The sequence below is a fragment of the Clostridia bacterium genome (assembly GCA_024685775.1).
Taxonomy (GTDB): Bacteria; Bacillota; Clostridia; order Christensenellales; family CAG-1252; genus CAG-1252.
This window is the reverse complement of the sequence record JAIKVL010000008.1, coordinates 43,610-56,077: the sequence shown is the minus strand read 5'-3', so window position 1 is coordinate 56,077 and position 12,468 is coordinate 43,610. Positions and strand designations below refer to the sequence as shown.

9 protein-coding genes are annotated in these 12,468 nt (G+C 53.1%); 3 read left to right on the top strand and 6 right to left on the bottom strand.

What is annotated here, in order from left to right; genetic code table 11:
* Positions 1-782: 782 nt before the first annotated feature.
* A complete protein-coding gene (locus K5753_02315) occupies positions 783-1,400 on the bottom strand; it encodes a flavodoxin family protein (protein MCR4726035.1) in 618 nt (205 codons plus the stop codon).
* 159 nt (positions 1,401-1,559) lie between these two features.
* On the opposite strand from K5753_02315, the gene K5753_02310 reads away from it, so the two are divergent.
* From K5753_02310 to spo0A, 3 genes are all read left to right on the top strand, one after another.
* Positions 1,560-3,350, top strand: a complete 1,791-nt coding sequence (locus K5753_02310) for a flavin reductase (GenBank protein ID MCR4726034.1) — start codon at positions 1,560-1,562, stop codon at positions 3,348-3,350.
* Between the two features lie 20 nt (positions 3,351-3,370).
* Entirely contained in the window at positions 3,371-3,526 is a 156-nt protein-coding gene (locus tag K5753_02305) for a rubredoxin (GenBank protein MCR4726033.1), read from the top strand.
* Positions 3,527-3,779: 253 nt separating this feature from the next.
* Complete coding sequence (spo0A, locus tag K5753_02300; protein MCR4726032.1) at positions 3,780-4,535, top strand: sporulation transcription factor Spo0A; 756 nt, start codon at positions 3,780-3,782, stop codon at positions 4,533-4,535.
* A gap of 123 nt (positions 4,536-4,658) precedes the next feature.
* On the opposite strand, the gene K5753_02295 is transcribed toward spo0A, so the two are convergent.
* The 5 genes from K5753_02295 to K5753_02275 form a co-directional block, all read right to left on the bottom strand.
* The gene (locus tag K5753_02295) at positions 4,659-5,228 is read right to left on the bottom strand and encodes an NUDIX hydrolase (protein ID MCR4726031.1); all 570 of its coding nucleotides are present in this window, start codon (positions 5,226-5,228) and stop codon (positions 4,659-4,661) included.
* 50 nt (positions 5,229-5,278) lie between these two features.
* A complete protein-coding gene (locus K5753_02290; GenBank protein ID MCR4726030.1) occupies positions 5,279-7,492 on the bottom strand; it encodes a bacterial Ig-like domain-containing protein in 2,214 nt (737 codons plus the stop codon).
* Between the two features lie 83 nt (positions 7,493-7,575).
* Positions 7,576-11,016, bottom strand: a complete 3,441-nt coding sequence (gene mfd / locus K5753_02285) for a transcription-repair coupling factor (protein MCR4726029.1) — start codon at positions 11,014-11,016, stop codon at positions 7,576-7,578.
* 44 nt (positions 11,017-11,060) lie between these two features.
* Complete coding sequence (pth, locus tag K5753_02280; protein MCR4726028.1) at positions 11,061-11,621, bottom strand: aminoacyl-tRNA hydrolase; 561 nt, start codon at positions 11,619-11,621, stop codon at positions 11,061-11,063.
* A gap of 1 nt (position 11,622) precedes the next feature.
* A complete protein-coding gene (locus tag K5753_02275) occupies positions 11,623-12,444 on the bottom strand; it encodes a UDP-N-acetylglucosamine diphosphorylase (protein ID MCR4726027.1) in 822 nt (273 codons plus the stop codon).
* Between the last annotated feature and the right edge of the window lie 24 nt (positions 12,445-12,468).

Genomic DNA, 12,468 nt, shown 5'->3' with positions numbered 1-12,468 from the left:
CGTTCGTCCTGAGCCAGGATCAAACTCTTAAGTTTAATCTTGGTTTTCCGCAGCCCTCTCGGACTGCGCTCAAAACTCATAATAAATTATGAATTGACAGAAATCACTTGCTTTAATTTTTTGCTCAATCTATTCTGTTTTGAAGTTTCGCTTTGTCGTCACCTACGGGCGACAACCTCTATATGTTAGCAAATAAAAAAAACAATGTCAACGATTTTTTTCGAAAATTTTCGAAATTTTTCAGGTTTTTTTAAGATATTTTTTTTCGCGAAAAAAACCACAACATATTGTGGATTTTGAAGGAAAAAAACACTATTTTTCAGAGAAAAACTTCCTTATTTTCCGAATGTTTTTTATTTTTCGCATCGGAATTTTCCGAAAAAAACGAAAAACCGTCGTACGGGGTGACGCGTTTCGCCGAAATTCCCGACCGCTCGCCGCCCGCCGCGCGAGGATTTTCTTTCGATTTTTTTCAAAAATCATTTTTCCCGCCTTGCCCGTTAGCCCGCCGAAAGAGCCGTTCGGGGAAAAGCGGATCGTTCGATGTCTTAAAATGAACAATAAAAAACGGGCATACTACAATAAAAGAAAAAGAAGTGAGCCTGATCCTGCGTAAAGCACTTTCAATTTCCCTTTGGGGAATATCTCACTTCTTTAATTAGTATATAGTCGTTAAGGTTAAAAGTCAAAGAGTCTTTCCGAAAAACGCCGAAACGCATCCTTAATAATATTGCGGGTGCGTGCGCGCTATACGCATACGCGCGCCCGCGCGACCCTTGCAATTAACGAATAAACGACGTCTTCGCGATGGTCTCCGCCTCGGGAAGCCCGTACTTTTCTTTTCCGAGCGCGATCGAACGCATCAAAAAAATCATATTTCTCGCGACGATACGCGCGTTCTGCAAACCTTCCTCGTCCGCTTCGATATCGCCTTTCGCGCCGCCGAACCCGTTATTCCAATAGCGGCCGCTCGCGATCGGCATTTGATTGATCGTAAAATACTTGTTGAGCTCGTCGAACGTGGCGACCGTTCCCGCGCGGCGGGCGACCGCAAACGCCGCTCCGACCTTCATCCTCTTATCGCAATGGGACGAGAAGAACAAACGATCGAGCAGGCTGACGACCGAGCCGTTCGCCGACGCATAATAGACGGGAGAAACGACGATGAACCCGTCCGCTTTTTCAAAGGACGCGGCAAGTTCGTTCACGCCGTCGTTAAACGCGCACTTCCCGTGCTCCGAGCAGTAGCCGCAAACGGCGCACCCGCGAATCGCTTTCGCGCCGATCTCGAAGATTTCCGTCTCGATCCCTTCCGTTTGAAAAATCTTGACCGCTTCTTCGATCAATCTCGAAGAATTCCCGCCCTTTCTCGGGCTTCCGTTTACGATAAGTACTTTCATATTCTTCCTCCGAATTCCGAAATTCTATTTTATTATACCACGCGCGCGGCGACGGGAAAAGATTTTTGAAAGAAAAGTTTACACCTTGCGTCCGCTCGCCCGGATGTGCTATAATTCTCTCATAAAACACGTCGGCGGATTTCCGCCAAAGGAGAAAAAATGAAAATCGCTCCCGAAACTATTTACGTCGGAGTGAACGATCACGAGATCGATCTGTTCGAAGGGCAGTACGACGTCCCGAACGGAATGGCGTATAATTCCTACGTCGTCAAAGATTATAAGATCGCGGTCATGGATACCGTGGACGCGCGCTTCGGACACGAATGGCTCGACAATATCGCCGCCGCGACGGACGGCGCCGCGCCCGATTATCTGATCGTTCAACATATGGAGCCCGATCACTCCGCGAATATCGTGAACTTTATGAACGCCTATCCGAATGCGACCGTCGTTTCTTCTCAAAAAGCCTTCGCGATGATGAAGAACTACTTCGGAAAAGAATTCGAAGATCGCAGGATCGTCATAAAAGAGGGCGACACCCTGCCCCTCGGGAAACACGTCTTGTCCTTCGTGGCTGCCCCGATGGTCCACTGGCCCGAAGTCATCGTCACCTACGACAGCTATTCCAAGGTCCTTTTCTCGGCGGACGGATTCGGGAAATTCGGTGCGCTCGACTGCGACGAAGACTGGGCTTGCGAGGCGCGCAGATACTATTTCGGCATCGTGGGAAAATACGGCGCGCAAGTTCAGGCTTTATTGAAAAAAGCCGCCGCGCTCGACATTCAAACGATCTGCCCGCTGCACGGCCCCGTTTTGACCGAAAACCTTTCCTACTATCTCGGGCTCTATAACGTTTGGAGCTCTTACGAAGTGGAAAGCGACGGGATCATGATCGCCTACACCTCCGTCTACGGACACACGAAAGAAGCCGCGACCCTGCTCGCCGAAAAATGCAAAGCGAAGGGTTGCCCGAAAGTCGTGCTTTGCGACCTCGCGCGCGAAGATATGGCGGAAGCGGTCGAAGACGCCTTCCGCTACGGAAAGCTCGTCCTTGCGACGACGACCTATAACGCGGACATCTTCCCCTTTATGCGCACGTTTATCGAGCATCTGACCGAGCGCGGCTATCAAAACCGCACGATTGCCCTCATCGAGAACGGCAGTTGGGCGCCGCTCGCCGCGAAAGTCATGAAAGGAATGTTTGATAGCTCCAAAAATCTTACCTTCGCAGAGCCCATCGTCCGCATTACGTCCGCGCTGAACGACCTTTCCAAAGCCGCGATCGAAGACCTTTCGAACGAACTCTGCAAAGATTATCTCGCGCTGCAAGACGCGACCGCGAACAAAAGCGACTTCAAAGCCCTCTTCAATATCGGCTACGGGCTGTACGTCGTCACTTCGAACGACGGAAAGAAGGATAACGGGCTTATCGTAAATACCGTCTCGCAGGTCACGAACGCGCCGAACCGCATCGCCGTCACGATCAACAAACAAAACTATTCGCACCACGTCATCAAGCAAACGGGCAAAATGAACGTCAACTGTCTGTCCGTGGAAGCGCCGTTCTCCGTCTTCGAGAATTTCGGCTTCCAAAGCGGGCGAACGGTCGATAAATTCAAAGGAACGGATATCTATCGCAGCGATAACGGACTCGCGATCCTTCCGAAGTACGTCAACAGCGTCATGTCTCTCGCCGTGGAATCCTACGTCGACCTCGGCACACACGGAATGTTTATTTGCTCCGTGACCGAAGCGCGCGTCCTGAGCGATCAGGAGACGATGACCTATACCTACTATCAAAAGAACGTCAAACCGAAGCCGCAAACCGAAGGCAAGAAAGGATTCGTCTGCAAGATCTGCGGCTACGTCTATGAGGGCGAGACCCTTCCCGAGGATATCGTCTGCCCGCTCTGCAAACACGGCGCGGCGGACTTTGAACCTATTCAATAAAAAAAAGGAGGAAAAAAACAATGAAATACGTTTGCAATCTTTGCGGCTGGGAGTACGACGAGGCGATCGGCGATCCCGAAAACGGCATCGCGCCCGGCACGAAATTCGAAGACCTTCCCGAGGACTTCGCCTGCCCGCTTTGCGGCGCGGGAAAAGACGAATTCGCGGAAGCGTAATTCAGAAAAAACGGGGCGGTCGCGCAAGCGATCGCCCTTTTTCACCGCCGTCTTCCCCGCCCCGCCGTTTTCAAAACTCGTTCAAAATTCATAATTTTGTACAAAATTCGAAAATTCGACAAAATTGCGACTTTTTTGTTCGAAAATACGTCCATTCTTGTTGCCATTCAGTATATTTTCTGTTACACTTGTATACATAAAAAAGGAAAATTCCCCGGAATTTGAACGACATTTCTATAATAAGGAGTCCAAAATGAAAGACATTAATATCGTAATCGTTGACGACGATCCCGAGTTTTCTTCCTCTGTAAAATGCTTCTTCGAGGGAGAACGAGGCTATAAAGTCGTCGGCAAAGCGGAAAGCGGAAGCGAAGGCGTAAAAGAGATCCTGAAATGCGAGCCCGATCTCGTGATCCTCGATATGATCCTACCCGAGACGGACGGATTCGAGGTCATAAGCGAAGCCCGCCTCGGCGGCAGCAAAGCGAAGTTCATCGTCCTTTCCGGCATCGGAGGCGACGAGTACGCGGCGCGCGCGATCAAAAACGGCGCAAGCCATTATATGCTCAAACCCGTCAGCTTTCTTTCCTTGAAAAACCGAATCGACGAGCTTTTTGAAAGCGTCGCGCCCGCGCCCGTCTCTCTGAGGCTCGTCCAGAACCGAATGCTCGACGAACGAATCACGAATATCTTCATCTCCGTCGGCATTCCCGCCCATATCAAAGGATATCAATTTTTGCGCGAAGCGATCAAAATGGCGGTCGCCTGCCCCGACATCATCAACAGCATAACGAAAAGGCTGTATCCCGAAGTCGCCGGTCGATTCGACACCTCGGCAAGCAAAGTCGAGCGCGCGATCCGACATGCGATCGAAGTCGCTTGGAACAAAGGCAAGATCGAAAACATCAATCAAATCTTCGGCGTTAAAGTCTATTCGGGCAACGAAAAGCCGACGAACGGCGAATTCATCGCGCTGGTGGCGGATAAAATGCTGATCGAGTGCGCCTGACGCGCGCACCGTTTCCGAAGAAAATCAAAGAGGAGAATCGGCGCAACTCAAAAAAAACGCCGCAGGGGGCATACGAAACGTATGCGCCCGCGGCGTTCTTTTGTTTCAAGAAAAGTCGTGCCTTTATTCGCGCGCTCCGTAGTATTTCAGGACGGCGACGAGCGTCTTTCCGTCCACGATCTCGCCCGAAAGGCACTTCTCCCGAAGTTCGTCGAGCGGGAAATATTTGATCTCCAAGAATTCATCCTCATCCGGCTTCGCGCCGACGTAGGTCAGACCTTTCGCGAGGTACAGGCGAATGATCTCGTTGCTGTATCCGACGGTCGGATAAAACGAACCGAGCGACGTGATCGATTCGGCTTCGAGCCCCGCCTCTTCTCTGAGTTCGCGGCGGATCGCGCTATCGGGCTCCTCCCCGATTTCGAGTTTACCCGCGGGGATCTCCCAAAGATGCGCGCCGAGGGGATAGCGGAATTGGCGAACGAGAGGGACGAACCCGTCGTCCGTAACGGCGAGAACGGCGACGCCGCCCCGATGCTCGATGAATTCGCGCTGCGCCGCTTTCCCGTTCGGAAGGCGGATCAAGTCGTTTCGCAGATTGACGATCCTTCCCTTATAGACGGTATCGCATTCCGTCGTCGTCTCGGTAAAATCTTTTCCCGCATTAAATTCTCTCTCTTCGTATTGAGCCATAATTCCCCTCTTTCAAAAAAAGCCGGCGATCAAGCCGGCTTCTTTTCTTCTTATTTCTCGTACGCTTTGATCAGATCTTTATACACTTTGTGATAGGAGATCTTCGCGTCTTCCTTCATTTCGTTTTGGTAGAACTCTTTCTTGAACGCGCCGGTCAAATCATTCTTCTTCTCTTCAAGGAGCGCATCCTTCAAGTAGTTTTCGAGCGTGCCTTCGTCGAGCTGATCCGATTCGGTCGCGGCTTTGTAATCCCAAATATCGGTCACGGCGTTCGCGGGAACAGCGTAATAACCGTCGCCGAGATCTCTCGCGGAATCCTTATCGAAGGCGTAACCCGTCAGCATAATGACGTGGATGCCGTACTCGGTGTAGCAATAGCCGTAAGAACCGACGCCTTCGCCGACGACGTTCCACTCCGCTTTTTCCGCGGCGTCACCGTACGCGAGAGCGCGGGAGAGCGCGGTGAAGTTCTTAACGTAGGACGATTCGTCCATCGAGAGCGAATAACCGACTTTTCCGTCCGTAAACGCGGTAAACGCGCCGTCGTCCTCGTTGCACATATAGATCCACTTGCGGAACTTTTCGACGATCGCTTTTCTGTCCGCGAAGGAAGAAGCGTTCGTAACGCTGCCGAGATCCGCGTACATCGCGTTGATAACGGCGTGGACGTTGATCGTCCCGTTCTCGTTTACGTCTTGCGCGGCGATATGATGCTCGGTCGCAAACTCTTCGTTAATAAATCTCTTATTCGGACACTTGACGCAGGAACAATTCGGATCTTCGCAAACGCCGGGGTTCTCGCCCTTGTAGTTTTCGCAAGCGACGCAGGAGCAATCCTCTTCCTCGCACTTCTTATCCTTATCGTACTCGACGTTGGAAACGTAGACGCCGACTTGATCGATCATGTCGTTCAAATAGGCTTCGAGCGCGTCCGCGTTCGCGGTTTTTTCGTTCTTGAACGCATCGTACTTCGCTTGGAGATCGTCCGTAATCTTGAAGAGGACGTGTTGGACGTAGAAGTATTTGCCGTCCTTATGGACGATTTCGGTCTTTTGGCTCGTGCCGTCGATCGCTTCGGAGTACTTTTTCGTCCCGAGAACGAGCGCGTTCTTTTGATCTTCCAGATCCTTCTCGTATTTTTCGAGGATATCCGCGCCGGTCACGCTCGCGGTCTTGCCGATCGTTTCCTCGACGGTCGAGACGGCTTGCGTCTTCAACTTGGTCAAATAATAGTAGGGATAATTGCGATAGTTGGTCTCCATTTGCTTTTCAAGTCTGCGTTTCGCTTCTTTGAGAGCTTTGAAGGCGTCGGTGTCGCCCGCGGTCTTCGCGTCGGCGATCTTCTTATCGAGCTCGATCTCGAAAAGCTCGGGGAGCTCGGTATCCTCTTCTTCGTCCTCATCCTTGGGCATAGCCGGGCGGGAGGGTTTCGCTTTGACGATCTCGATATCGAAGGTCGCGGAGACGCTTCCGAAGGTCACGGAAATCTCTTGCTTGTCGGTCACTTCCTCGCTCTTGAAACCGGTAACGGTGTATTCGCTTCTATCGAGATCGACGGTCGTGCCGTCCTTATATGTCACGGAGACTTTGAGCCCGTTCAGATTCAAAGCGGATTCGCCGACTTCGTAGGTCTTTTTCGCGGGTTCGGAGACGATATTGACCTTATCGATGTTTTCGACGGACGTCGTGGAACGGTTGCTGCTCTTGATCTCGTTCTCATAGGCTTCTTTATACTCGTCGAAGGATTCCTGCATATCTTCGTTATACGACTTTCTCGCTTTGACGAGGTCTTTCAAGGGAAGGACGTTTTCGATCTCTTTGATACGGTCGGCGACGCTGAAAGACTTTCCGACGGTGGACGCCGCTTGCGCCGCCGCTTTTTGCTCCGCCGTCCCACTCGCGAGGATATCCGCGTAAAGCTTATCGATGCATTTCAGCGTGTACGCCTCGGTCTGCGCCAAGCTTTCGTTCGCTTGATCGTAGCTCTTACCGATATTTTTTAAGACCGCCTGATAGTTTTCCGCGGTCATGTAGCCTTGCTGATAATAGCTGTAATACTGGTAGACGAACTGGTTGATCGTCGCGTTCAGGTCGAGCTTATCCACCTGAGCCGCTCTGCCCGCGAAAGAAACGTCCGCGGTGACCTGCGTCATATTGCGCTCTTCGTTTTTACGGATCATACCGTCGTCGCTGCAAGCGGCGGCCGCCGCCAACACGGCGACGAGAACGAAGACAACCAAAATCGTGAGTAACTTCTTTTTCATTCCGAACTCCTTAAAGGGGACTAACCCCTATTATAACTAACGCACTTGTTTATTATACATAATATAAAGCGTCCTTGCAAGTATTATTCGCCGATTTTATCCTCGGCGGCGTCGATCGCTTCGCCGCGCGCGGCTTTTATAAGCTCGATCAACGTCTCGACCTTCCGCATAACGCCTTGTTTCTTGGACGCGAGACGAAGTTCGCCGCCGTCCAGCCCGATGACCGTAAACTCGCCGCGAAGAACGTTCAAAGCGTTTTTGACGCTTGCGCTCGAAGCGACCGATTCATCCGAAAAAAGGAGCGTCGCTTCCTTTTGGGAGACCGAAACGCGACGGATATACAGCCCCGCGCACATCTTTTTCAAAAGCGCGATCAAGATCAAATTATGAACTTTTACGGGCGGCATCCCGTAGGCTTCTTCAAGCTCCGCAAGAAGCGCGTTTTTGCTCTTTTCATCGGATATTGCGGAAATTTTCTTATAGTAACGAATACGCGCGAGTTCGCTCTCGATATAGTCTTGCGGGATATACGCGTCCGCTTGGACGAGCATCTCCACGCTTGATTCGGAAGGCAGAACTTCGCCGTTGAGCTCCGCGATCGTCTCTTTCAAAAGGGTGCAGTACATATCGTAACCGACCTTTTCAATATGCCCGTGTTGCTCCGCTCCGAGGACGTTTCCCGCGCCGCGGATTTCGAGATCCATCATCGCGAGGCGGTATCCGCTTCCGAGGTCGCCGTTCTCCACGAGGGCTTTGAGCCTCTTTTCCGAATCTCCCGTCAAAAGCGTCCCGCTCGGATAGGTAAAATAGGCGTAGGCAAGCCTTTCGCTTCGCCCGACACGCCCTTTGATCTGATACATTTGCGAAAGCCCGAGCTTATTCGCTTCGAGGACGACGAGGGTATTCGCGTCCGGGACGTCGATCCCGTTTTCGATGATCGTCGTACAGATCAAAATATCCGCTTGCTTTTTATAGAACTTGCGAATATTTTCTTCCAGAAGCGACGCGGGCATCTTCCCGTGCCCGACGACGACCGAATGCTCCGGGAACGCTTCGCGAACACCGTCCGCGAATGCGTCCAAACGCGCGATATTGTTATAGAGGATAAAGACCTGCCCGCCGCGTTCGAGTTCCGCGGAAACCGCTTCTTTGAGCATTGCGGGCGTGTACTCCGCGACGATGGTTCGAACGGGTTTGCGGTTCTTAGGCGGCGTCTCGATGACGCTGATATCGCGAATCCCGGAAAGCGCCATGTGCAGCGTCCTCGGGATGGGCGTGGCGGACATCGAAAGGACGTTTATGCTCGTCCGAAGCGCTTTGATTTTTTCCTTATGCTCGACGCCGAAACGCTGCTCCTCATCCAAGACGAGCAAGCCGACGTCGTAAAATTCCACGTCTTTCGACAAAAGGCGATGCGTTCCGACGACGACCCCGATCACCCCGCTTTTGACCCCTTTCAGGATCTCTTTGGTCTCTTTCGGCGTGCAAAATCTCGTCAGACAGGCGCACTTTACGCCGAACTTATTGAACCGCTCGGAAAGGGTGGAGAAATGCTGTTCCGCAAGGATCGTCGTCGGCGCGAGGAAGGCGACCTGCTTTCCCGCGAGAACGGTCTTGAACGCGGCGCGAAGCGCGACCTCGGTCTTTCCGAAGCCGACGTCGCCGCAAAGAAGGCGATCCATGACCTTGCCGCTCTCCATATCCCGCTTAACGTCGCGGATCGCGTTTTCCTGCCCTTCGGTCTCCTCGAACGGGAAATCGTCCTCGAACGCTTTCATCAGCGGAGAATCGGGCGGATATTTTACGCCCTTGCTCTTTTCCCGCTTCGCATACAGTTCGACGAGGTCGAGCGCCATTTTGCGGATCGATTTTTTCGCTTTCGCTTTTTCCTTCGCGAAATCTTCCTTATTCGGGTTGGAGAGTTCGGGTTCTTTTTCCGAGCCCGTGTAGACCGTCAGCATATCCATTTGCGAGACGGGCAAATAGATCTTATTGCTTTCGGCGTACTGCAACGCGCAGTAATCGCCTTCGCCCGCGTAATTCTTAATATGGACGAGTCCCAAGCATCGCCCGATACCGAATTCGTCGTGGACGACGTAATCGCCGATCTTCGGAAGGATCAACGGGCGCGCGGGCGTGCGGAAAGCGGAAGTCTTGGACATAATATCGCCGCTGCCGACGATCGTCCGCTTTTGCGTTTTGGAAATAAAACCGTGTTTGAGCTTGTCCGTAACGAAAGTCACCGACTCGGCGTCTTTCCCCAAGAGATTGAAAAGCGTCGCGCGGTGCGTCTCGTTTTCGCAAAAGATCAGGACTTTTCGCCCTTCTTTGAGTTCTTCGGAGACGAAGGACGCGAGCATATTGGAATTTTTCAGATAGGAAGGAAGCGCGGAAGAACGGAAGGTAAACGTCCCTTCCCTGCCGCTGATCTTTTCTTCGAAAGAGGACAAGCCGAGTTGCGGCATCGCGGAAAGCGCGGTCATGATCTCCTTTTCAGACGCGATCGCGTTTTTATGCGCCGTTAAGACTTCGCCGTCTTCCGAAAGGCGTTGCACCCGCCCGTAATGATCGATCAAAAAAGAGGAAAAGCCTTCGAAGATCTTCTTCGGCTCGTCCACCGCGACGGAAAAGCCCACGGTGTAATCGAAGACCGTGGCGAGTTTTTCGCGCATAAAAGGGAGGAAATAGGAAAGGCCTCCGTCCGACGGGCAAGCGGCGGCGCGAAGCGAAAGGTCGGAAAGGATCTCGTCCGTCCGAAGCCGCGCGGCGCGGTTTTGCAAGCGACGCGCACTTTCGATCTTATCGAAAATAACGGGGATATCCTCTTCTTTCAAAAGGATCTCGGACGCGGGCGGGATCTCGACTTCGGAGACGCGCGCCAAAACCGAAAGAAAATCGGGCGCATACGCGCGGACGCTTTCGATCTCGTCATACAAAAAATCGATCTTATAGGGGCCTTCCGCGGAGATCGGGAAAACGGACAAAGAATCGCCGATCAAGCGGAATTCTCCTTTCTTCGGCGCGCCTTCCGTCCTTTCGTAACCGGCATAGGCAAGTTTTTTCGTCAGGAGCGGAAGAGAGACCGTCTCTCCTTCCGCGAGGCGGATCGTAGCCGCCGAAAGATCTTCGGGGCGCGGGAGATAGGAAAACGCGCCTTCCACCGTCGTCACGAGGATATCGGCGCGTTTTTTGACGATCTTTTCCAGCGCCGCGATGCGCGCGTAAGACAAAGCGTCCGTCCGCCGCCCGAGAAGGACGTCGCCGCGCGGAGGGAGATAAGCCGCCGCGCGCCCGTAAGACTCGATCTCTTCCGCGATCTCCTTTGCGGATTCTTCGGTCGACGCGAGATATAAAAGCGGAACGGGCGACGCCGCCGCAAGGTGCGCTTTTTGCGGGGATGAAATCCCGAAAACGAGCGCTTTTCGGGGGTCGGGTATGCCGAAAACCGGCGATTTTTTCTCGCCGGTCAGTTGCGCGTATAATTCGTCGTATCCTTCAAAGCCCTCTTTATAAAGACTCTTCATAAGCAGTGATTCGGGAGCGAGCCCCGCCTTTTCTCAAAAGAAGATCACGCGTTCTCGTTCAACGTCCTTTGCAGCGCCGCCTGATCCCCCGTAAGCAGATACCGCTCGATCGCGTTCGCCGCCTTTTCCGCAGCCGCGACGAGCTTTTCATTGGCTTCTTTTCCCGCCTTTTTCAAGACGTAAGACGCGAGATCTTCGCCTTCGTGCGGTCTGCCGATCCCGACGCGCAGGCGCGGGAGTTCGCCGCAAAGCGCGGTCACGTTTCGCATTCCGTTATGCGTTCCCGCGCTTCCCTTTTCGCGAAAGCGCGTTACGCCGAGCGGCAGGTCGATATCGTCGTAGCAGATCAAGACGTCCGTCTCTCCCTTGAACTTCAAAAGGAGCGGCTTTACGCACTCGCCCGAAAGGTTCATAAAGGTTTTGGGTTTCGCGATCACGATCTTTTTCCCGCCGACGTTTCCTTCCGCCAAAAAGCCTTGGAGCGAAGGCGCGTCCTTAAAGGATAGCGAGAGACGTTCCGCGAGCGTGTCCGCCACGAGAAATCCGACGTTATGAAAGGTGCCGTCGTAACGGTCGCCCACGTTTCCGAGTCCGATAACGATCATTTTATTTCTTTTTCCTTTCCTTTTCTTCCGCGCGGCTTCGCCCGATCACGAACGCGCCGTCCGAAACGTTTTTCGTTACGGTGGTCGCCGCCGCGATAAACGCGCCGTCCCCCACGGTGACGGGAGCAATCAAGTTGACGTTCGCGCCGATGAAGGCTTCGTTCCCGACTTTTGTTTTGTGTTTATTCTTCCCGTCGTAATTCGCAAAGACCGCGCCGCATCCGATATTCGTCTTTACGCCGATCTCCGCGTCCCCGATATAGGTCAGGTGCGCGGCTTTCGCGCCGTCCGCGACGAAGGACGCTTTGACTTCGACGAAATCGCCGATCCTGCACTTTTCCCCGATCGCGCTCCCCATTCGGATATAGGCGAACGGTCCGACCTTCGCGCCTTTTCCGATCACACTGTCATAGACGCGGGACTCGATCACTTCCGCGCCCTCCGCGACTTCGCTTCCGACGAGGGTCGAAAAACTGCGGATTACCGCGCCCGAGCGAACGATCGACCGCTCGAGTTTTACGAAGGCTTCGATTCTCGCGCCCTTTTCCACGACGCAATTCGCGGAGATCTTGACGAGCGACGGATCTTCGAGGATCACGCCCTCTTCTTGCAATCGCCGCGCGATCCGCTCCGAAAGCAAGGTTTCCGCCTTTTCACGGTTCCCGCTTTCCGCGAGATCGGTCAAACAAACGGAATGAAACGCGATCTTCGGCTCCTCGAAAAAGGCTTCCCTGCGCGCGATCTTTCCCCTGCCGAGTTCGGCGACCGAGATCGAGCGCTTTTCCAGCTCTTTTACGCAGGAGAGCAAGTACTCCTTTTCCATCAAGGCAAGCGACCGCGGCACCGC

What these genes read in the sequence shown, in the direction of transcription:
- K5753_02315 (MCR4726035.1), bottom strand. Translation starts at nt 1,400, where the DNA reads ATGAAAGTACTTATCGTAAACGGAAGCCCGAGAAAGGGCGGGAATTCT.
- K5753_02310 (MCR4726034.1), top strand. Translation starts at nt 1,560, where the DNA reads ATGAAAATCGCTCCCGAAACTATTTACGTCGGAGTGAACGATCACGAG.
- K5753_02305 (MCR4726033.1), top strand. Translation starts at nt 3,371, where the DNA reads ATGAAATACGTTTGCAATCTTTGCGGCTGGGAGTACGACGAGGCGATC.
- spo0A (MCR4726032.1), top strand. Translation starts at nt 3,780, where the DNA reads ATGAAAGACATTAATATCGTAATCGTTGACGACGATCCCGAGTTTTCT.
- K5753_02295 (MCR4726031.1), bottom strand. Translation starts at nt 5,228, where the DNA reads ATGGCTCAATACGAAGAGAGAGAATTTAATGCGGGAAAAGATTTTACC.
- K5753_02290 (MCR4726030.1), bottom strand. Translation starts at nt 7,492, where the DNA reads ATGAAAAAGAAGTTACTCACGATTTTGGTTGTCTTCGTTCTCGTCGCC.
- mfd (MCR4726029.1), bottom strand. Translation starts at nt 11,016, where the DNA reads ATGAAGAGTCTTTATAAAGAGGGCTTTGAAGGATACGACGAATTATAC.
- pth (MCR4726028.1), bottom strand. Translation starts at nt 11,621, where the DNA reads ATGATCGTTATCGGACTCGGAAACGTGGGCGACCGTTACGACGGCACC.
- K5753_02275 (MCR4726027.1), bottom strand. Translation starts at nt 12,444, where the DNA reads ATGGAAAAGGAGTACTTGCTCTCCTGCGTAAAAGAGCTGGAAAAGCGC.